17 protein-coding genes are annotated in these 20,885 nt (G+C 72.1%); 8 read left to right on the forward strand and 9 right to left on the reverse strand.

Translation table 11 applies throughout. The features are described from left to right. Nucleotides 1-6: 6 nt before the first annotated feature. Both dxs and ACFZCY_RS23030 read left to right on the forward strand, forming a co-directional pair. On the forward strand, nucleotides 7-1,998 hold the full coding sequence (dxs, locus tag ACFZCY_RS23025; protein ID WP_391176227.1) for a 1-deoxy-D-xylulose-5-phosphate synthase: 1,992 nt from the start codon (nucleotides 7-9) through the stop codon (nucleotides 1,996-1,998). 262 nt (nucleotides 1,999-2,260) lie between these two features. Continuing rightward, nucleotides 2,261-3,730 (forward strand): amino acid permease, encoded by a 1,470-nt coding sequence (locus ACFZCY_RS23030; protein ID WP_391177202.1) that lies wholly within the window; start codon nucleotides 2,261-2,263, stop codon nucleotides 3,728-3,730. A 27-nt stretch (nucleotides 3,731-3,757) separates the two neighbouring features. Here ACFZCY_RS23030 and ACFZCY_RS23035 read toward each other — a convergent pair whose 3' ends face one another. Further along, nucleotides 3,758-4,162: an NTP pyrophosphohydrolase gene (locus ACFZCY_RS23035; RefSeq protein ID WP_391176230.1), complete on the reverse strand. Its 405-nt coding sequence runs from the start codon at nucleotides 4,160-4,162 to the stop codon at nucleotides 3,758-3,760. Between the two features lie 68 nt (nucleotides 4,163-4,230). On the opposite strand from ACFZCY_RS23035, the gene ACFZCY_RS23040 reads away from it, so the two are divergent. Then, entirely contained in the window at nucleotides 4,231-5,289 is a 1,059-nt protein-coding gene (locus ACFZCY_RS23040) for a hypothetical protein (RefSeq protein ID WP_391176233.1), read from the forward strand. On the opposite strand, the gene ACFZCY_RS23045 is transcribed toward ACFZCY_RS23040, so the two are convergent. Continuing rightward, complete coding sequence (locus ACFZCY_RS23045) at nucleotides 5,286-6,641, reverse strand: 6-phospho-beta-glucosidase (protein WP_391176236.1); 1,356 nt, start codon at nucleotides 6,639-6,641, stop codon at nucleotides 5,286-5,288. The genes ACFZCY_RS23040 and ACFZCY_RS23045 overlap by 4 nt on opposite strands. Further along, a complete protein-coding gene (locus ACFZCY_RS23050; protein ID WP_391176239.1) occupies nucleotides 6,638-7,423 on the reverse strand; it encodes a DeoR family transcriptional regulator in 786 nt (261 codons plus the stop codon). Before ACFZCY_RS23050 ends, ACFZCY_RS23045 begins: the two co-directional genes overlap by 4 nt. Before the next feature lie 143 nt (nucleotides 7,424-7,566). On the opposite strand from ACFZCY_RS23050, the gene ACFZCY_RS23055 reads away from it, so the two are divergent. Genes ACFZCY_RS23055 through ACFZCY_RS23070 form a run of 4 tightly spaced genes read left to right on the forward strand, consistent with a single transcriptional unit; the run spans nucleotide 7,567 to nucleotide 11,691 of the window. Beyond that, complete coding sequence (locus ACFZCY_RS23055; RefSeq protein WP_391176242.1) at nucleotides 7,567-8,493, forward strand: PfkB family carbohydrate kinase; 927 nt, start codon at nucleotides 7,567-7,569, stop codon at nucleotides 8,491-8,493. A gap of 34 nt (nucleotides 8,494-8,527) precedes the next feature. Continuing rightward, on the forward strand, nucleotides 8,528-9,913 hold the full coding sequence (locus ACFZCY_RS23060; protein ID WP_391176244.1) for an extracellular solute-binding protein: 1,386 nt from the start codon (nucleotides 8,528-8,530) through the stop codon (nucleotides 9,911-9,913). A gap of 9 nt (nucleotides 9,914-9,922) precedes the next feature. After that, complete coding sequence (locus tag ACFZCY_RS23065; protein WP_391176246.1) at nucleotides 9,923-10,873, forward strand: ABC transporter permease subunit; 951 nt, start codon at nucleotides 9,923-9,925, stop codon at nucleotides 10,871-10,873. Next, the gene (locus ACFZCY_RS23070; RefSeq protein ID WP_391176249.1) at nucleotides 10,870-11,691 is read left to right on the forward strand and encodes an ABC transporter permease subunit; all 822 of its coding nucleotides are present in this window, start codon (nucleotides 10,870-10,872) and stop codon (nucleotides 11,689-11,691) included. The genes ACFZCY_RS23065 and ACFZCY_RS23070 overlap by 4 nt, the downstream gene beginning before the upstream one ends. A gap of 81 nt (nucleotides 11,692-11,772) precedes the next feature. Here the strand turns inward: ACFZCY_RS23070 and ACFZCY_RS23075 are convergent, their stop codons facing one another. The 5 genes from ACFZCY_RS23075 to ACFZCY_RS23095 all read right to left on the reverse strand — a co-directional run bounded on the left by ACFZCY_RS23075 (nucleotide 11,773) and on the right by ACFZCY_RS23095 (nucleotide 18,264). Next, on the reverse strand, nucleotides 11,773-13,902 hold the full coding sequence (locus ACFZCY_RS23075) for a 3-hydroxyacyl-CoA dehydrogenase NAD-binding domain-containing protein (protein WP_391176253.1): 2,130 nt from the start codon (nucleotides 13,900-13,902) through the stop codon (nucleotides 11,773-11,775). Beyond that, a complete protein-coding gene (locus ACFZCY_RS23080) occupies nucleotides 13,899-15,116 on the reverse strand; it encodes an acetyl-CoA C-acyltransferase (RefSeq protein ID WP_391176256.1) in 1,218 nt (405 codons plus the stop codon). Before ACFZCY_RS23080 ends, ACFZCY_RS23075 begins: the two co-directional genes overlap by 4 nt. Nucleotides 15,117-15,319: 203 nt before the next feature. Continuing rightward, complete coding sequence (locus ACFZCY_RS23085) at nucleotides 15,320-16,597, reverse strand: HRDC domain-containing protein (RefSeq protein WP_391176258.1); 1,278 nt, start codon at nucleotides 16,595-16,597, stop codon at nucleotides 15,320-15,322. A gap of 106 nt (nucleotides 16,598-16,703) precedes the next feature. Further along, entirely contained in the window at nucleotides 16,704-17,366 is a 663-nt protein-coding gene (locus ACFZCY_RS23090; protein ID WP_055549586.1) for a LuxR C-terminal-related transcriptional regulator, read from the reverse strand. 175 nt (nucleotides 17,367-17,541) lie between these two features. After that, the gene (locus tag ACFZCY_RS23095; RefSeq protein ID WP_391176261.1) at nucleotides 17,542-18,264 is read right to left on the reverse strand and encodes a DUF3000 family protein; all 723 of its coding nucleotides are present in this window, start codon (nucleotides 18,262-18,264) and stop codon (nucleotides 17,542-17,544) included. Between the two features lie 91 nt (nucleotides 18,265-18,355). On the opposite strand from ACFZCY_RS23095, the gene hemE reads away from it, so the two are divergent. Next, nucleotides 18,356-19,441, forward strand: a complete 1,086-nt coding sequence (hemE, locus tag ACFZCY_RS23100) for a uroporphyrinogen decarboxylase (RefSeq protein WP_391176263.1) — start codon at nucleotides 18,356-18,358, stop codon at nucleotides 19,439-19,441. A 22-nt stretch (nucleotides 19,442-19,463) separates the two neighbouring features. Here the strand turns inward: hemE and ACFZCY_RS23105 are convergent, their stop codons facing one another. After that, entirely contained in the window at nucleotides 19,464-20,855 is a 1,392-nt protein-coding gene (locus ACFZCY_RS23105) for an FAD-dependent oxidoreductase (protein WP_391176265.1), read from the reverse strand. Nucleotides 20,856-20,885: the final 30 nt, after the last annotated feature.

Raw genomic sequence — 20,885 nt, forward strand, 5'->3', positions numbered from 1 at the left:
GGCTCGATGGAGACGCTCGACAGCAAGGAGGCACGGGTGCTGCTGACCGGCATCAGGGGACCGCGCGATCTGGACCGGCTCTCCCCGGAGCAGCTGAATCAGCTGGCCGCGGAGATCCGCACCTTTCTCGTCGACGCAGTGTCCAAGACCGGAGGGCATCTCGGGCCCAATCTGGGGGTGGTCGAGCTGACCATCGCCCTGCACCGGGTCTTCGAGTCGCCGAGGGACAAGGTGCTGCTGGACACCGGCCACCAGTCCTACGTCCACAAGCTGCTCACCGGGCGCCAGGACTTCTCTCGGCTCAAGAAGAAGGGCGGGCTGTCGGGTTACCCGTCGCGCGCCGAGTCCGAGCACGACGTCATCGAGAACAGCCACGCCTCCGCCGTCCTCGGCTGGGCCGAGGGCATCGCCAAGGCGAACGAGCTGCAGGGCAAGGACGACCATGTGGTCGCGGTCATCGGGGACGGCGCGCTGACCGGCGGGATGGCCTGGGAGGCGCTGAACAACATCGCCGCCGCGAAGAACCGCCCGCTGGTGATCGTCGTGAACGACAACGAGTGGTCCTACTCGCCGACCATCGGCGGCCTCGCGAACCACCTCGCCACGCTGCGCACCACCGACGGCTACGAGCGTTTCCTGGCCCGCGGCAAGGACCTCCTGGAGCGCACCCCGGTCGTCGGCCGGCCGCTGTACGAGACGCTGCACGGCGCCAAGAAGGGGCTGAAGGACTTCATCGCCCCGCAGGGCATGTTCGAGGACCTGGGGCTGAAGTACGTCGGCCCGATCGACGGTCATGACATCGAGGCGCTGGAGTCCGCGCTGCAGCGGGCGAAGCGTTTCGGCGGCCCGGTCATCGTGCACTGCCTCACGGAGAAGGGCCGCGGCTACACCCCGGCCGAGCAGGACGAGACCGACCGTTTCCACGGCATCGGCCCGATCCACCCCGACACCGGTCTGCCGATCTCTGCGGGTGGCGCCGACTGGACCTCGGTCTTCGGCGAGGAGATGGTCAAGCTCGGCGAGGAGCGGGAGGACATCGTCGCGATCACGGCGGCGATGCTGCACCCGGTGGGCCTCACCGAGTTCGCGAAACGGTTCCCCGAGCGGGTCTTCGACGTGGGCATCGCCGAGCAGCACGGCGCCGTGTCGGCGGCGGGCCTGGCCACCGGCGGGCTGCACCCGGTCTTCGCGGTCTACGCCACGTTCCTCAACCGCGCCTTCGACCAGGTGCTGATGGACGTGGCGCTGCACAAGTGCGGCGTCACCTTCGTCCTCGACCGTGCCGGGATCACCGGTTCGGACGGGGCTTCTCACAACGGCATGTGGGACATGTCGCTGCTCCAGGTCGTCCCCGGGCTGCGGATCGCCGCCCCGCGCGACGCGGGCCAGGTCCGCGCCCAGCTGCGGGAGGCCGTCGAGGTGGACGACGCGCCGACGGTGGTGCGGTACTCCAAGGGCGCGGTCGGCCCGGAGGTGGCAGCGGTCGGCCGCATCGGCGGCATGGACGTGCTGCGCGAGCCCGCCGAGGCCGCGGGGGACACCCCGGACGTGCTGCTGGTCTCGGTCGGCGCGCTCGCCCCGATGTGCCTGGAGATCGCCGACCTTCTGGACAAGCAGGGCATTTCGGCCACCGTGATCGACCCGCGCTGGGTCAAGCCGGTGGACGAGGAGCTTCCCGCGCTCGCCGAGCGCCACCGCGTCGTCGTCACCGTCGAGGACAACAGCCGGGTCGGCGGTGTGGGCTCCGCCATCGCCCAGGCGCTGCGCGACTCCGGCGTCGACATGCCGGTGCGCGACTTCGGCATCCCGCCGCGCTTCCTGGAGCACGCCTCCCGCAAGGAGGTCATGGCCGAGATCGGTCTGACCGCCCCGGACGTCGCCCGCCAGATCACCGGCCTGGTGTCGCGGCTCGGCGGCGGCTACGAGGAGCCGTCCGGTACGGAGGGGCAGGGCGTGGCGACGCGTCCGGCGACCCCCGCCGAGCCGGTGCGCGACTAGCTCTCGTACGAAGGGCCCCGGCCCGGACCTCTGCGGTCCGGGCCGGGGCCGTTTCATGCTCCGACCGGCCCAGCGCCTGTCCCGCTCGCCCGCCCCCATCGGGTGAATCGGCGAGGCCGCCGAGTGTGCGCGCTTCGCTCCCGGGCGGTTGGCAGAACCATGACGCGCGGGGGCAGGCGTGGAGGTGTCACCGGTGAGCGATGAGGAACCAGGCGGCGACGGGGGCCGCGGCGGCCCCCGGGGCAAGGCCCGGCCGGCCTATCTGCGGACGAAGACGATCGAGCAGTCCATTCAGGACACCGAAGAGCCCGAGCACGCCCTCACCCGGTCGCTCTCCGCCCTGGACCTCACGGTCTTCGGCGTCGGCGTCATCATCGGCACCGGCATCTTCGTGCTCACCGGGGCCGTCGCCAAACAGCAGGCGGGCCCCGCGACCGCGCTGGCCTTCGTGGTCGCGGGCGTGGTGTGCGCGCTGGCCGCGCTGTGCTACGCCGAGTTCGCCTCGACCGTGCCGGTGGCCGGGTCCGCGTACACCTTCTCGTACGCCTCGCTCGGCGAGCTGCCCGCCTGGATCATCGGCTGGGACCTGGTGCTGGAGTTCGCGCTCGGCACCGCCGTGGTCGCGGTCGGCTGGGCCGGGTACGTGCGCTCGCTCCTGGCGAACGCGGGCTGGCGGCTGCCCGCCGTGCTCTCCGGGCCCGACGAGGCGAGCGGCTTCACCTTCGACATCCTCGCCGCCCTCCTGGTGCTGGTGCTGACCGCGATCCTGGTCCTCGGCATGAAGCTGTCCGCGCGCGTCACCTCCGTCGTGGTCGCGGTGAAGGTGACCGTCGTACTGCTCGTCATCATCGCGGGCTCCTTCTTCATCGACGGCGACAACTACCACCCCTTCATCCCCGAGGCCCAGCCCACGCCCGCCGCCTCCGGGCTGAAGGCGCCGCTGATCCAGCTGATGGCCGGATACCAGCCGACGGCCTTCGGCGTCGAGGGAATCTTCACCGCCGCCGCCGTGGTCTTCTTCGCGTTCATCGGCTTCGACGTCGTGGCCACCGCGGCGGAGGAGACCAAGTACCCGCAGCACGACATGCCGCGCGGCATCCTCGGCTCGCTCTTCATCTGCACCGCGCTCTACGTGGCCGTGTCCATCGTGGTCACCGGCATGGAGAAGTACTCCCGGCTGTCGATCGACGCCCCGCTCGCCGACGCCTTCAAGGCGACCGGGCACCCCTTCTACGCGGGCCTCATCAGCTTCGGCGCGGCGGTCGGGCTCACCACGGTGTGCATGATCCTGCTGCTGGGCCAGAGCCGGGTCTTCTTCGCGATGAGCCGCGACGGGCTGCTGCCCCGGGTCTTCTCCAAGGTGCATCCGCGGTTCGGCACCCCGTACCGCTCGACGATCCTGCTGGGCGGTCTCATCGCCGTGGTCGCCGGGTTCACCAGCATCAAGCAGCTGGCGGCGCTGGTGAACATCGGCACCCTCTTCGCGTTCGTCGTCGTCGCGCTCGGCGTCATCGTCCTCCGCCGCTCCCGCCCCGACCTGCCCCGCGCCTTCCGCGCGCCATGGGTGCCGGTGCTGCCCGCCGTCTCCGTGGCGGCGTCAGTGTGGCTGATGCTCAATCTGCCCGCGGAGACCTGGCTGCGGTTCGCGGTGTGGATGGTGCTGGGCCTGGTCATCTACGTCCTGTACGGGCGCGGCCACAGCCGGGCGACCGAGACCGGTACGCGCGGCTGACACCCCGTCGGCCTTCTGACGGCGCGTCTAGCCCCTGACGCTGCGCGGGCCCACGACCTCCGCGCCCAGCGCCGTCACCCGCTCCCGCAGCTCCCGGTCGGCGGTGACCACCAGGCAGGGCCGGCCCGCATCGCGCCCGGCCACCACCTCCACGATCAGGTCGTCCGCGCTTCCCGGCGCGGCCTCCACCCGTACGCCCTCCACCGGCTCCACTCCGCGCGCCGCGCCCTCCACCACCAGGAGGATGTCCAGGGGCGGTTGACGGGCCCAGCCGGGGACGTCCGCGCGCTCCGGGACGCCGCTCACCGCGACCGCGCCGAGCCGGTCGCGCAGCCGCTCGGCCGCCCCGTGCCGGTCGCGCCACCAGCCGTCCGGCACCGAGCCGACCACGTTCGCTGCGTCCACGACGACGAGCCCGACAAGACCACTCATAGACCAGGCAAAATACTATGGGCGACGGGGGTCGGACACATCGACGCGGGAAGGTTGGGCGGCGGGCCATGGCGTTGCGGTTGCTCCGCGGCAAGGACGGCAGGCTCACGGCCTACGCACTGGTGGCGGGCGGTGTCGCCCGCTGGACCGAGGACCGCCCCGGCGGACCGGACTGGACGGGCCCCTGGCTGATCCAGGCCCCCGGACTGTCCCGGGTGACGGCCGCTCAGGGGCCCGACGGCTACGTCCATCTCGTGGGGCTCCGGCACACGGAGGGCAAGGACGGGCCACAGGCCGACATCGTCCACGCCACCCAGTTCCAGACCGGCCGTGCGCTCACCGCGTGGCACTCCCTGGGCACCCCGCACCCCAAGGACCGCGCCAAGGCGCAGCGGATCGGGGCACCGGCCGCGGCGGTGGACTCCACGGGCGCCCTGCGCGTCTTCGTCCGCAACGCCGGGGGCGGGGTGAGCGCGCGGCGGCAGAACCCCAAGGGCGGATGGGACCGCTGGACCGACTGGAAGGGCGCGCACGTGCTGGACGGCCTGTCGGCGGCGGTGACCGCCGACGGCCGCCTCGAACTGCTCGCACCGGCCGGGAAGGGCGCCGCGCTGCGCTGGTACCAGCCCGAGCCCGGCGCCGCCCCGAAGCGGGGCGAGGACGTCCCCGCCGACGCCCGGCCGGATTCGGCGTCCGCGGTGGAGACCAGCCCCGGCACCGTCACCCACTACTGGCGCGACGCCCGCAGCGGTGAGGTCATGGCCTGGCGGCCGGACGCCCCGGCCCCCGCGCCGCTCGGCGGGGCGACGGGCAGCGGCCCGGTCGCGGTGCTGCGCGCCCCGGTGGACGGCCACGACTGCACCGTACTGGCGCACCGCGACGCCGCCGGCGGCCGGCTGGCGGTCGCCGCGCATCCGGCGGAGGACGAGGCGGCGGGCGTGTGGTGGACGCCGTCCGGCGACCCCGGCGCCCGGCACCCGGCGCTGGCCCGCGACGGGCACGGGCTGGTGGTCCTGGCCGCGCTCGCGCCGGACGGCGGGCTGCTGGTGGCGCGTCAGAAGACGGACGAACGGGGCCTCGCCCTGCGCGCCTGGTCCCGGGTGGGGGGCCCGGGACCGGCGGACTAGGCGAAGACCGCGGCCACTTCGGGGATGCGGTCGATGTAGCCGTCGAGCAGCTTGCGTCCGACCGTCACCGAGTCGACCAGGGGGTGGAGCGAGAACGCCTTCGCCGCGTCGGTGCGGGAGCCGGTGGTGGCGGCGCTGATGGTCAGGCGCTCGACCGCCTTGACCTGTTGCATCAGGCCGCTCTGGTGCAGGTCGGGCTGGGTGATGGTGAGCGGGCGTACGCCACCGGCGTCGATGGTCACGGGCACCTCGACGACGGCGTCGTGGGGGAGGGCGGAGACGGTGGTTCCGTTGCGCACGTTGAGGATCATCGTGGCGCGTTCGTTGCGGCTGATCGCGGCCATCACCGCGAGGGCGACCCCGGCGTACCCCTGGTGCGCGGGGTCCGGCCGGAAGCTCTCGTCGGCCTGTGCCTCTCCCTGGACGGCGCCCTTGGCCTCGGCCATGTAGTTGGCGCTGCGGTCGGCGATGGTCTTTCGCCACAGCGACACGGCCGAGCCGCCGGCCGTCTCGGTCACCCGCTGGTAGAACTCCTGCTGCTGGCGGGCGAGGAACTCGCCGCGGGTCTGCGGGGCGTCGAGGATGGAGCGTACGGCTTCCCGGTTGAAGTAGTAGTAGTACAGGTACTCGTTGGGGATCACGCCGAGGTCGCGCAGCCACTCGCGCCCGAAGACGACGCCTTCCTCCAGGTCGGCGAGGCGTTCGTCGGCGAGCAGGCGGGGCAGGACGTCCTCACCGTCGTGCAGGACGCGGCGCATCCAGCCGAGGTGGTTGAGGCCGACGTAGTCGAACTGGGCCCGGGCCGGGTCCAGGCCGAGGGTCGTGGCGATGCGGCGGCCCAGGCCCGACGGCGTGTCGCAGATGCCGAGGACGCGGTCACCGAGGACGCTCTGCATCGCTTCGGTGATCATGCCGGCCGGGTTGGTGAAGTTGATGACGTAGGCGTGCGGCGCCAGGCGCCGTACCCGGTGCGCGATGTCGAGCATGACGGGAATGGTGCGCAGCCCGTAGGCCAGGCCGCCCGGGCCGGTGGTCTCCTGGCCGAGCACGTCGAGGTCGAGGGCGACCCGCTCGTCGCACGTCCGCCCCGCCAGCCCGCCCACGCGGATGGCGGCGAACACGAAGTCGCTGCCCTCCAGGGCGGCGTCGAGCGACGTGCTGACCGTCACCCGGGGCGCGTCGGCGTGGCCCTCGGCGAACTGGGCGAGCACGGCGGCCATGGCCTTGAGGCGGGCCGGGTCGGTGTCGTACAGCCACACGTCGTCGATGCGGGGGGAGCCCTCGTCGCGCAGCAGGGCCTGGTAGACGTACGGCACGCGGAATCCGCCGCCGCCGAGGATGGTCAACTTCATGCGAGTATCACCTTTCCGTCCGCTTCGCGGCAGAGCTGGAGCGTGTCGGGGTCGGCGCCGCTGGTGGTGATCAGGACGTCGATGTCGGAGAGCGAACACACGCGCAGCGATCCGGTGCCGGGGAACTTGGTCTCGGCGGCGACCAGGACGACCTTCCCGGCTGTCTCGATCATGGCCTGCTTCAGGGGCGCCTCGACGGCCATGTTGTCCACCACATGGCCGCCCGGCCGCACTCCGGTGCAGCTGAGGAAGAGCAGGTCGGCGCTGACCTGGCGGAGCGCCTGCTCGGTAAGGGAACCCACCAGCGACTGGTAGTTGCGGCGCAGCACGCCGCCGAGCATCACCAGCCGTACGGCGTCGTCGTCGCGGAGTTCGTCGAGCACCGCCAGACTGCTGGTGATCACGGTGACGGGACGGCCCCGCAGCCGGCGGGCGATGGCCCGGGGCGTGGTGCCGATGTCCAGGACGATCACGCTGTCGTCCTCGACCAGTTTCACGGCTTCCTCGGCCATCGCGACCTTCAGCGCCTCGTCGCGCGAGGCGACCACGTCGAACGGGACCTCGTCCGCCGCCTCCTCACCGGCGGCCTCCGCGGCCCCCCGCGGTGACAGGGCCGCTCCGCCGTAGGTGCGGACCAGCTCGCCGTTGCGGTCGAGGAGTGTCAGGTCCCGGCGGATCGTGGATTCGCTGACCTGCAGGTTCTCGGCGAGCTCGCGGACCGAGGCCACTCCGGTCGACCGGAGCGATTCGACGATCTTCGCGTGGCGTTTGCGTGAAGTCACGCGTTGAAGATAGCACTGCATGACCGAAGTCAGTCATTTATGCGTCGATACATTGTTGTAACTGACCGACTCTTGTCGTGTGGCATATGCGGTGCTCATAGTTGAGCACTTCACTGCGGTCGCACCGGAGAGAGGCGGTTCCCGTGCTCGATGTGGTCTTCGCCGGCGAGGTCTTCTGCGACCTCGTCTTCGGCGGCATCCCGCACCTGCCCACCCCGGGGACCGAGGTGTACGCCGACCGATTCGCCGTCTCCGCGGGCGGAACCGCCACCCGCGCCGTCGCCGCGGCCCGCCTGGGACTGCGGACCGGGATCTTCGGCGTGATCGGCACCGACCCCTTCGGCGAGCACCTCTCCGCCCGGCTCGCGGCCGAGGAGAACCTGGACCTGACCTGGCTGCGCCGCGACCCCGCCGTGCACACCCCGGTCACGGTCGCGGTGCCCCAGGACCACGACCGCGCCTTCCTCACCTACGAGGAGGCCGGGGCCCGGCGCCCCGAGGTGTGGGAGGGCGAGCTGCCCGGCGTCCGCTTCCTGCACCTCGGCATCGGACGGCCGCTGCCCGCCTGGGCGGCCGAACTCCGCTCCCGCGGCACCCGTGTGGTGGGCGGCGTCGGCTGGGACCCCACCGGCGACTGGTCACCGGAGCTGCTCACCCGTCTCGCCGAGGTCGACGTGTTCGTGTGCAACGCCGTCGAGGCGACGAGCTACACCCGCGCCGGCACCGTCGAGGAGGCGGTGAAGATACTCGCCGACCACGTGCCCGACATCGTCGTGACCGATGGCGGTCGCGGTGCGGTCGCGGTGGACGGCGGCACCGGCGAGCTGGTCCGGGCCTCCGCCCCACGGGTGGAGGCCGTCGATCCCACCGGCGCCGGTGACGTCTTCACCGCGGGGCTGATCACCGGCCTGAGCCACGGCTGGTCCCTCCCCACCCGGCTCCGCTACGCCGGGCTGTGCGCCGCCCTGTCGGTGCGGAATCTGGGCGGCGCGAGCAGCGCGCCGTACCGGGAGGAGATCGACGCCTTCCTCGAACGCAACCCCCACAGCCCGGACGACGCCGCCCCCTGAGCGACCGCGCCACAGCACCAGAAGGAACCATCCCATGAGTGAGAGAACCCCACGGCACCCCCGCCGTCGCCTCATAGCCGCAGCCGCGCTCGCCACCGGTGTCCTGACCGGCGTCGCGGCCTGTTCCCCCGGCCCGAGCGCCGACTCGTCCGCCGGCGGCACGAAGACCTCCGGCCCGGTCTCCAAAGACCCCGCCAAGGCCGGGAAGGTCACTCTCACCGAGTGGGACCAGAACACCGACCCCGGTACCGACGCCTCCACCGAAGCGCTCAACAAGGCGTTCATGAAGAAGTACCCGAACGTCACCGTCAAGCGCGTCTCCCGGTCCTTCTCCGACCTCAAGACCACCCTGAAGCTCGCGCTGTCCTCCACCAACCCGCCCGACGTCGTCCAGGCGAACCAGGGCTACCCGGACATGGGCGCGTTCGTGAAGGCCCGGCTGCTGCAGCCGGTGGACCGGTACGCCAAGGCCTACGGCTGGAACAGCGCCTACCCGTCCCAGCTGCTCGACCTCAACCGCTTCACCTCCGACGGCAAGACCTGGAAGACGGGCAACCTCTACGGCGTCTCCCAGACCGGTGAGATCGTCGGCGTCTACTACAACAAGGCCAAGCTGAAGTCGCTCGGCCTGTCCGCGCCCACCACGCTCGCCGACTTCGAGAAGGCCCTGGCCAAGGCCAAGGCGTCGGGCCTCCAGCCGCTGTCCTACGGCGACGCCGACAAGAGCCCCGGCATCCACATCTTCGGCGTCGTCCAGGCCGCCACCGCCGGGAAGGCGGACGTCCGCAAGCTCGTCTTCGACGAGGGCGGCGCCAAGTGGACCGACCCCGGCACGCTCAAGGCCGCGACCACGCTGCGCGGCTGGGCCGACAAGGGCTACCTGGGCTCCGGCTTCAACGGCCAGAGCAAGGACCAGGCCGTCGCCTCCTTCGCCAAGGGCAAGTCCCTGTTCCTCGTGGACGGCACCTGGCAGGCGGCCGTCCTCGCCCCGAAGATGAACAAGAACGTCGGCTTCACCGCGCTCAGCCCCGCCGCCGGTCAGCCCCCGCTCACCCAGGGCGGCGAGGGCCTCGCGTGGTCGGTGACCTCCAAGTCCAAGCACCCCGACGTCGCCGCCGCGTACATCAACTTCCTCGTCGACCGGGGCGGCATGAAGGTCAGCGCAGCCCACGGCAACCTGCCGGCGCTGCCGCCGGCCGACTACAAGCCCACCCCCGGCACCGTCGACGCGGACGTCCTCACCCAGTGGAAGGGCGTGAGCGAGAAGGACGGACTGCTTCCCTACCTCGACTACACGACCCCGACCTTCTACGACACCCTCACCGCCGCCGTCCAGGAACTGACCGCCGGACACCTCAGTCCCAAGGCGTTCACCGACCGGCTCCAGTCCGACTACTCCTCCTTCCAGAGCAGCAAGTAGCCCGCCCCCATGGCCACCACCGCACCCCGCACGACGGCCGCCGAGCGCCCGGCCGGCGCCCCCACCCGGGGGCCGGCCCGGCGCCGCGGCCGCGTCATCCAGTGGAAGGGCTACCTCTACGCCCTTCCCGCCCTGGCCGTCCTCACGGTCTTCCTGCTGGTCCCGCTCGGTCAGCTGGTGCAGATCTCCCTCTACCACTGGGACGGAGTGTCCGCCTCCACCTGGGCGGGGCTCGCCAACTACACCGAGATCGCCCGCGACCCGCAGCTGCGCGTGAGCTTCCTCCACTCGTTCGTCCTGATCCTGTTCTTCTCCGTCATCCCGATCGCGCTCGCCCTGATGCTCGCCGCGGTCACCACCCGCGCCGGCCGGCTGCGCGGGGTCTCGGTCTTCCGGGCGATGATCTTCCTGCCGCAGGTGGTCGCCATGGTCGTGACCGCCACCGCCTGGACGGCGATCTACGCCCCCGACGGCGTCCTCAACACCGCGCTGCGCGCCATCGGCCTGGAGGCGGTCGCCCGCCCCTGGCTCGGTGACTTCTCCACCGCCCTGCCCGCCGTCGGCCTCATCGGCACCTGGCTGGAGATCGGCCTGTGCCTGGTGCTGTTCATCGCCGGTATCGGGCAGATCCCGGCGGACCTGTACGAGGCCGCGAAGCTGGACGGGGCAGGCGCGGTACGGGAGTTCTTCGCCGTCACCCTGCCCGGACTGCGCGGGCAGATCACCGTCGCGCTCACTCTCACCGTGATCGCCGCCCTGCGCACCTTCGACCTGGTGTACGTCGCCACCCACGGCGGCCCCGGCGACGCCACCAGCCTGCCCGCCTACGAGGTCTACAACCGGGCCTTCGGCACCAGCCAGGTGGGTTCGGCCTGCGCCATCGCCGTCGTGCTGACCGTGGTGATCCTCTTTCTCACCTTCCTGATCACCAAGCTCCAGCCACGGGAGGACGAGACGTGATCTCCGGACGCGAACGCCTGCTGAACTACGCCATCCTCACCGTCTTCGCCGCGCTGGCCCTGGTGCCGCTGATCGGCGTGGTGGCGTCCGCGCTGACCCCGGCCGCGCAGTCCTCGCCCTCCTTCACCTGGCCCCACCACCTGGACTTCGGCAACTTCGCCGCCGCCTGGCACCAAGGCCACTTCGGCACCTATCTGTCCTCCAGCGTGCTGGTCGCGGTGGCGGTGGTGTTCCTGACGTCCGTCCTGGCGATCCTGGCGGGCTTCTCCTTCGCCCACTTCGACTACCCCGGCCGCTCGCTGCTGTTCTACGTCACCCTCATCGGGCTGATGATCCCACCCGAGGCCTTCGTCATCCCGCTCTACTTCAACCTGCGCGACACCGGACTGACCAACTCCTACTGGTCGTTGATCCTCCCGCAGACCGCCCAGTCCCTCGCCTTCAGCGTCTTCTGGATGCGCAACTTCTTCCGCTCGGTGCCGTCCAGCGTCATCGAGGCGGCGCGCCTGGACGGGGCGTCCGACTGGCGGCTGCTGTGGCGGATCCTGGTGCCCACCAGCCGCCCGGCGCTGCTGACGATGGCGATGCTGGTGTTCATGTGGACCTGGAACGAGTTCCTGCTCCCGCTGGTCATGATCACCGACGAGAACAAGCGCACCGCACCGCTCGGCCTGGCCTTCTTCCAGAGCGAGCACACCACCCAGTACTCCCTGCTGGCGGCCGCCTCCATCATCGTGGCCCTGCCGGTCGTCGCCCTGTACGTCTTCCTCCAGCGGCACTTCATCTCCGGCATGCTCTCCGGCGCGGTGAAGGGCTGACGCGGTACAGGAGCGAAAACACCCGGGCGCCGGGCGGACCCTCGGCCCGCCCGGCGCCCGGGCACCTCACCCGCCCGCGGCTTACGCGGGCACGCTCGCGACGCCCGGGGCCAGGAACCGCTTCCCGTTCACCCGCTCCGAGACACCCTCACGGTCCAGGTACGGCGTGAGGCCGCCCAGGTGGAAGGGCCAGCCGGCGCCGGTGATCAGGCACAGGTCGATGTCCTGCGCCTCGGCGACGACGCCCTCGTCCAGCATCAGGCCGATCTCCTGCGCGACGGCGTCCAGCACCCGCTCGCGCACCTGCTCCTCCGTCAGGACCGTGCCGCCCTGCTGGAGCAGCGCGGCGACCTCCGGGTCCAGCTCCGGCTTCCCGGAGTCGTAGACGTAGAAGCCCCGCTTGCCCGCCTCGACCACGCGCTTGAGGTTCGGCGAGACCGTGAAGCGGTCCGGGAAGGCGCCGTGCAGCGTCTCGGAGACGTGCAGACCGATGGCCGGGCCGACCAGCTCCAGCAGCACCAGCGGGGACATCGGCAGCCCGAGCGGCTCCACCGCGCGCTCCGCGACGTCGACCGGGGTGCCCTCGTCGATGACGTTCTGGATCTCGCCCATGAAGCGGGTCAGGATCCGGTTGACGACGAACGCCGGGGCATCCTTGACCAGGACGGCGGTCTTCTTCAGCTTCTTCGCCACCCCGAAGGCCGTCGCCAGCGACGCGTCATCGGTCTTCTCACCGCGGACGATCTCCAGCAGCGGCAGGATCGCCACCGGGTTGAAGAAGTGGAAGCCCACGACCCGCTCGGGGTGCTTGAGCTTGGAGGCCATCTCGCTGACCGACAGCGAGGAGGTGTTGGTGGCGAGGATGGCGTGCTCCGGCACGACCGCCTCGACCTCGGCGAACACCTGCTGCTTGACGCCCATCTCCTCGAAGACGGCCTCGATGACGAAGTCGGCGTCCCCGAAGGCGGCGGCCTTGTCCAGCGAACCGGTCACCGCGGCCTTGAGCCGGTTGGCCTTGTCCTGGTTGATACGGCCCTTGAGCAGCAGCTTGTCGATCTCGCCGTGGACGTAGCCGACACCCTTGTCGACGCGCTCCTGGTCGATGTCGGTCAGCACGACCGGCACCTCCAGGCGGCGCGCGAACAGCAGCGCCAGCTGCGAGGCCATCAGCCCCGCGCCCACCACGCCGACCTTGCCGACCGGGCGGGCGAGCGACTTGTCCGGGGCGCCGGCCGGGCGCTTGGCGCGCTTCTGCACCAGGTTGAAGGCGTAGATGCCGCTGCGCAGCTCGCCGCCCATGATGAGGTCGGCGAGCGCCTTCTCCTCGGCCTCGTAGCCGCGGGCCAGGTCGCCGTTGCGGGCCGCGTCGATGATCTCCAGCGCCCGGTACGCGGCCGGGGCCGCCCCGTGCACCTTGCCGTCGGCGATGGCGCGGCCGCGCACCACGGCCTCGTGCCAGGCGTCGCCGCGGTCGATCTCGGGGCGGGCGATCTCGATCTCGCCCCTGAGGACGGCCGCGGTCCAGATCAGCGACTGCTCCAGGAAGTCCGCGCCCTCGAAGATCGCGTCGGCGATCCCGAGCTCGTAGACCTGCTTGCCCTTGAGCTGCTTGTTCTGGTTGAGCGAGTTCTCGATGATGACCGAGACCGCGCGGTCCGCGCCGATCAGGTTCGGCAGCAGGGTGCAGCCGCCCCAGCCGGGGACCAGGCCGAGGAACACCTCGGGCAGCGAGAACGCGGGCAGCGCGGCCGAGACGGTGCGGTAGGTGCAGTGCAGGCCGACCTCGACACCGCCGCCCATCGCCGCGCCGTTGTAGTAGGCGAAGGTCGGCACGGCGAGGGTGGACAGCCGCTTGAAGACGTCGTGGCCGCCCTTGCCGATGGCGAGCGCGTCCTCGTGGCGCTTCAGCAGCTCCACGCCCTTGAGGTCGGCGCCGACGGCGAAGATGAACGGCTTGCCGGTGATGCCGACGCCGGTGATCGCGCCGTCCGCGGCCTCCTTCTCCACCTGGTCGATCGCCGCGTTGAGGTTCGCCAGCGAGGCCGGGCCGAAGGTGGTGGGCTTGGTGTGGTCAAGCCCGTTGTCCAGGGTGATGAGCGCGAAGCGGCCCGCGTCCTGGGGGAGGTCGAGGTGGCGGACGTGCGCCTGCGTCACGACCTCGTCCGGGAACAGCTCGGCCGCTCCCTTGAGAAGCTCTGCGGTGGTAGTCACTTGTTCCCCTCGAAGTGCGGGTTCTCCCAGATCACGGTGCCCCCCATGCCGAAACCGATGCACATGGTGGTGATGCCGTAGCGGACCTCCGGCTGCTCCTCGAACTGCCGTGCCAGCTGCGTCATCAGGCGGACGCCGGAGGAGGCGAGCGGGTGGCCGAAGGCGATCGCGCCGCCGTACTGGTTGACGCGCGGGTCGTCGTCCGCGATGCCGTAGTGGTCCAGGAACGACAGCACCTGGACGGCGAACGCCTCGTTGATCTCGAACAGGCCGATGTCATCGATCGTCAGCCCGGCCTTGGACAGGGCCTTCTTGGTGGCCGGGACCGGGCCGTAGCCCATCACCTCGGGCTCGACGCCCGCGAAGGCGAACGACACCAGGCGCATCCGGACCGGCAGCTCCAGCTCCCGGGCGAAGTCCTCGGAGGCGATCAGGGAGGCGGTGGCGCCGTCGTTGAGCCCCGCGGAGTTGCCCGCGGTGACCCGGCCGTGCGGCCGGAACGGGGTCTTCAGCGTGGCCAGGTTCTCCAGCGTGGTGCCCGGGCGCATCGGCTCGTCGGAGGTCGCGAGCCCCCAGCCGGTCTCCCCGCCCTCGGGGGTGGTGCGGCGCACCGAGACCGGCACCAGGTCCTGCTGGATCTTGCCGTTGGCGTACGCCTTGGCGGCCTTCTCCTGGCTGCGCACCGCGAACTCGTCGGCGCGCTGCTTGGTGAGGTGCGGCAGCCGGTCGTGCAGGTTCTCCGCCGTCATGCCCATGAAGAGGGCCGACTCGTCGACCAGCTTCTCGGAGACGAACCGCGGGTTCGGGTCGACGCCCTCGCCCATCGGGTGGCGGCCCATGTGCTCCACGCCGCCCGCGACGACGGCGTCGTACGCGCCGAAGGCGATGGAGCCCGCGGTCGTGGTGACGGCGGTCATGGCACCGGCGCACATCCGGTCGATCGAGTAGCCGGGGACCGACTGCGGCAGCCCGGCCAGGATGCCCGCCGTGCGGCCGATGGTCAGGCCCTGGTCCCCGATCTGGGTGGTCGCGGCGACGGCCACCTCGTCGATGCGCTCCGGCGGCAGATCCGGGTTGCGTCGCAGCAGCTCCCGGATGCACTTGACGACCAGGTCGTCGGCGCGGGTCTCGTGGTAGATGCCCTTCGGGCCCGCCTTGCCGAACGGGGTACGGACGCCGTCGACGAAGACGACGTCCCTAGCGGTACGAGGCACGTTGGCTCTCCTCCAGGTGCGGGATGGCACTGCTGCGGGCACGCCATCGGCGCGCCTCCACACCCTCATGCTACTTATGAGTAACCACGCTGCCCAGTCTTCGCCGCCGTAGCGTCGAAGGTCACAGGTCATACGGCGAAAAGGACCGGCGGCCGAGGCCGCCGGTCCACGCGCGTCACATCACGCCGGACATCACTCCGGACTCACGCGGTCTCCGTCCGCAGGGCGCCGGTCAGGACCGTGGACACCTGGTCGATCTGCCAGGGACGGGCCCCATGAGCAGCGAGAACGTCCGCCACCGCGTCCGTCGTCGGCTCCGCCGGGGGCTCCCAGCACAGCCGCCGGACCGTATCCGGGGCGATCAGGTTCTCCTGCGGCAGATTCAGCCGTTCGGCGAGCGCCGTCACCGCCGTACGGGCCGCCGAGAGCCGGGCCGCCGCGGCCGGGTCCTTGTCGGCCCACGCGCGCGGCGGGGGCGGACCGGCCACCGGCTGGCCTGGCTGCGGGAGTTCGGCCTCCGGCAGGTCCCGGGCCCGGTCCACCGCGGCCTGCCACTGCTCCAGCTGGCGGCGGCTCATCCGGTGGCCGAAGCCGCTGAGCGCGGACAGCGCCCGGGCGTTCACCGGCAGCGCGAGCGCGGCCTCCACGATCGCCGCGTCCCCCAGCACCTTGCCGGGCGATACGTCGCGGCGCTGGGCGATCCGGTCCCGGGCCGTCCACAGCTCGCGCACCACGGCCATCTGCCGTCGTCGTCTCACCTTGTGCATCCCCGACGTACGCCGCCAGGGGTCCTTACGGGGCGGGGCGGGCGGGGCCGCGGCGATGGCCGCGAACTCCTGGTGGGCCCACTCCAGCTTCCCCTGCCGGGTCAGTTCCTCCTCCAGCGCGTCCCGCAGGTCGACCAGCAGCTCCACATCGAGCGCGGCGTAGTGCAGCCACGGCTCGGGGAGCGGGCGGGTCGACCAGTCGACGGCCGAATGACCCTTCTCCAGCGCGTAGCCGAGGATGTTCTCGACCATGGCGCCGAGCCCCACCCGGGCGAACCCGGCCAGCCGGCCCGCGAGTTCGGTGTCGAAGAGCCGGTCCGGGACCATGCCTATGTCACGCAGACACGGCAGATCCTGGGTCGCGGCATGCAGCACCCACTCGGCGTCGGCGACGGCGGCCCCCAGACCCGACAGGTCGGGGCAGCCGACGGGGTCGATCAGTGCGGTCCCCGCTCCCGCCCGGCGCAGCTGGACCAGATAGGCCCGCTGTCCGTAGCGGTAGCCGGAGGCGCGCTCGGCGTCGACGGCCACGGGGCCGTGGCCCGCGGCGAAGGCCGCGACGACTTCGGCGAGCGCGTCCGGGTCGGCGGTGACGGGCGGAATGCCCTCACGCGGCTCCAGCAAGGGGACCGGCGCCGGGGGGAGGTCGTCCGGAGGAGCGCCCCCGGTGGTTCGCAGTGTCGTCTCTGCTGCGGTCTCTTGGGCGTCGGTCACCTGTCAAGGGTAGCTGTGTACGGGGGGTACACAGGGCGCCCGTCGACGGAACGTTCCGTCGACGGGCGCGGGGCGGTGCCGGACGGGGCGATCCCCGCCGCAGGACTCAGTGGATGATGCCGGTACGCAGCGCGACCGCGACCATGCCGGCCCGGTCGCCGGTGCCGAGCTTGCGGGCGATGCGGGCGAGGTGGCTCTTGACGGTGAGTGCGGACAGGCCCATCGAGACGCCGATGGCCTTGTTGGACTGGCCCTCCGCAACCAGCCTCAGCACCTCGACCTCGCGTCCCGACAGCTCCCGGTAGCCGCCCGGGTGACCGGGGGCGCCCGGCGGGCGGCGGTGCATCCGGGCGGCGGCGGCGCCGATGGGGGCGGCGCCGGGGCGCCCGGGGATGCCCAGGTTGGTGCGGGTGCCGGTGACGACGTAGCCCTTGACGCCACCGGCCAGCGCGTTGCGCACCGCGCCGATGTCGTCGGCGGCGGAGAGGGCCAGCCCGTTCGGCCAGCCCGCGGCGCGGGTCTCGGACAGCAGGGTGAGGCCGGAGCCGTCGGGGAGGTGGACCTCCGCGACGCAGATGTCGCGCGGGTTGCCGATACGGGGGCGGGCCTCCGCGACGGACGACGCCTCGATGACGTCGCGCACCCCGAGGGCCCACAGGTGACGGGTGACGGTGGAACGAACGCGGGGGTCGGCGACGACGACCATGGCCGTCGGCTTGTTCGGGCGATAGGCGACCAGGCTGGACGGTTGCTCGAGGAGAACAGACACCAGGCCTCCTGGAAAGTGGTGGGACGGGTCACCACTCCTTCGGCACCGATACGGTCCAGCTTTAGGGAATGATCACGATTTGGTGAGTAACAATTCGGGCGATCTCGGTCAGACGGGGTTGCCTGAGCGCCGGAAGCGCACAGCGCGACCGGGCGGTGGGCACGGATACGGAGGGTCAGCGGGGCTGGGGGCCGCGGCGCTGGGGGAGCGAGACCACACCCGCCTCCGTGGTCCCGGCCGGCGGCAGCCCGGCGATCTGGCACAGCAGATCGCACCAGGCCGCCAGGTGCGCCCCGGTGTCGGGGACGCCCAGTGGCTCCGCGGCCGCCTCGTCCGCCCGCTCCGGGCGGGCCGGTTCGGGGGAGGGGTGGTCCGACGGCGTCCAGGAGGCGCGGATCTCGATCCGGGTCGAGGGCTCCCGCTCCCCGATCCCGCCGAAGTAGTGCGAGCTGGCGCGCGTGACCGTGCCGCTGGGCTCCACGCAGCCGAGGCCGCGCGCGTCCAGCGCGCCGGTGAGCCACGACCAGCACACCTCGGGCAGCAGGGGATCCGCCGCGATCTCCGGCTCCAGGTCGGCGTGGATCAGCGTGACCAGCCGGAAGGTGCCGCGCCAGGCGTCGTGGCCCGCCGGGTCGTGCAGCAGGATGAGCCGGCCCTCGGCCAGCTCGTCCTCGTCGTCGGCGGCGGTGGTGTCCGTGACCACCGCTTCGAGTGCGTAGGAGAACGGCGCCAGCCGGCGCGGCGGTGGGGTCGGGTCGAGCTCCACCTCCGGCCGCACCCGTACCGCGCGCAGACCGGCGACCGCACGCCGGAAGGCGAGCGGGGTGCCCTCCCCGCCCGCGTCCGGGCCGTCAGCACCGTCAGCACCGTTCGAGAGGTGTCCTTGAACCGCTGCCATGCCCGGAAGACTAGGCGCACTGAGGGCTCCAACCGGGGAGGAACACCCGGGTTGGCGGGTCACTCGTTCGGCCCGTGCGAAGATTTGGTGCATGAGCGCCACAGAGCGGCCCTCGGGCCAGCAGCAGACCGGCCGTCCGGCGGCGAACCCGTGCGCCGATTCGGCCTTCCTCCGGGCCTGTCGACGCGAACCGGTGCCGCATACCCCGGTGTGGTTCATGCGGCAGGCGGGGCGCTCGCTGCCGGAGTACCACGAGGCCCGTAAGGGCATCGCCATGCTGGAGTCCTGCACGCGGCCCGACCTGGTCACGGAGATCACGCTGCAGCCGGTGCGCCGTCACCGGGTGGACGCCGCGATCTACTTCAGCGACATCGTGGTGCCGCTCAAGGCGATCGGGATCGACCTCGACATCAAGCCCGGCGTCGGCCCCGTCGTGGAGCGTCCGATCCGCAGCCGCGCGGATCTGGAGCGGCTGCGTCCGCTCGATCCCGACGATGTGAAGTACGTCACCGAGGCCGTCGGGATGCTCGTCGGCGAGCTGGGCGCCACCCCCCTCATCGGCTTCGCGGGCGCGCCCTTCACGCTCGCCAGCTATCTGGTCGAGGGCGGCCCGTCGCGCAACCACGAGCACACCAAGGCGCTCATGTACGGCGACCCGGAGCTGTGGGCCGATCTGCTCGACCGGCTCGCGGACATCACCGCGACCTTCCTGAAGGTGCAGATCGAGGCGGGAGCCTCGGCCGTGCAGCTCTTCGACTCCTGGGTCGGCGCCCTGGCCCCGTCCGACTACCGGCGCAGCGTGATGCCCGCCTCCGCGAAGGTCTTCGAGGCCGTCGCCGGGTACGGCGTGCCGCGCATCCACTTCGGCGCCGGCACCGGCGAGCTGCTCGGCCTGCTCGGCGAGGCCGGGGCGGACGTCGTCGGCGCCGACTGGCGGGTGCCGCTGGACGAGGCCGCCCGGCGGGTGGGCCCCGGCAAGGCGCTGCAGGGCAACCTCGACCCCGCCGTGCTGTTCGCGCCGCGTGAGGCCGTGGAGGCCAAGGCGGCCGAGGTGCTGGACGCGGCCCAGGGGCTTGAGGGGCACATCTTCAACCTCGGCCACGGCGTGCTGCCCACCACCGACCCGGACGCCCTGACCCGGCTCGTCGAGTACGTCCACACCCGCACCGAGCGCTGACGCGCCCGGCGGCGCCGGACCGTTACCGGCCGGTGGCCTCCCGTACGACGGCCGCCGCCTTGCGCGCCGCCACCTGCACCGGGTCCCACACCGGGGAGAACGGCGGGGCGTACCCCAGGTCCAGCGACGCGACCTGCTCGACCGTCATCCCGGCGGTGAGCGCGACCGCCGCGATGTCCACGCGCTTGCCCGCGCCCTCCCGGCCGACGATCTGCACGCCGAGCAGCCGCCCCGTGCGGCGCTCGGCGAGCATCTTCACCGTCATCGGGCGGGCGCCGGGGTAGTACCCGGCGCGGCTGGTGGACTCGGCGGTGACGGTGTGGAAGCGCAGCCCCACCGACTCCGCCTGGGACTCCAGCAGTCCGGTGCGGGCGATCTCCAGATCGCAGACCTTGCTGACCGCGGTGCCGACCACACCGGGGAACGTCGCATAGCCGCCGCCGATGTTGGTGCCGATGACCTGGCCCTGCTTGTTGGCATGGGTGCCCAGCGGGATGTGCCGGGTGCGGCCGGACATCAGGTCCAGGACCTCGACGCAGTCGCCGCCCGCCCAGATGTTGGCGTGGCCGCGCACCCGCATGGCCAGGTCGGTGAGCAGCCCGCCCGACTCGCCCAGCGGCAGCCCCGCCTCCCGGGCGAGCCGGGTCTCCGGGGCCACCCCGAGGCCCAGCACCACCAGCTCGGCGGGGTATTCGCCGCCCTTGGTGGCCACTCCGCGCACCCGGCCGTCCTCGCCGGTCAGCACCTCGGCGACCTCCGCGCCGGTCACGGTGTCGATGCCGAGCCCGCCCATCGCGTCCCGCACCAGCCGCCCCATGTCGGGGTCGAGGGTGGCCATCGGCTGTTCGCCGCGCTCCAGGACGGTGACCCGGCAGCCGCGGCGGGTCAGCGCCTCGGCCATCTCCACCCCGATGTAACCGGCGCCGACGACGACGGCCCGCTCGACCGTCCGGCCCTCCAGGGTCTCCAGCAGCGCCCACCCGTCGTCCAGGGTCTGCACCCCGTGCACCCCGGGCGCGTCGATGCCGGGCATGCCGGGGCGGCGGGGGCGGGCGCCGGTGGCGATGACCAGGTCGTCGAAGCCGTGCCAGCGCTCGGCGCCGCCGGACGCGTCCAGCTCCCGGACCCGGACCCGCTGCCCGGCGACGTCGATCTCGGTCACCTCGCTGCGGAGGCGGACGTCGATACCGCGCGCGCGGTGGGCCTCCGGGGTGCGGGCCACGAGGTCGTCGGGGCCGTCCACCAGACCTCCGGCCCAGTACGGGATGCCGCAGGCCGAGTACGACGTGAAGTGGCCGCGCTCGAAGGCGAGGATCTCCAGTTCGCCCCGCTTGCCGAGCCTGCGTGCCTGGGACGCGGCGGACATCCCCGCCGCGTCGCCCCCGATGACCACCATCCGCCGTGCTGCCGCCATCGCGTCCGCCCCTTCGTCGCCGTATGTCGT

The organism is Streptomyces sp. NPDC007983, assembly GCF_042958345.1.
Lineage (GTDB): Bacteria > Actinomycetota > Actinomycetes > Streptomycetales > Streptomycetaceae > Streptomyces.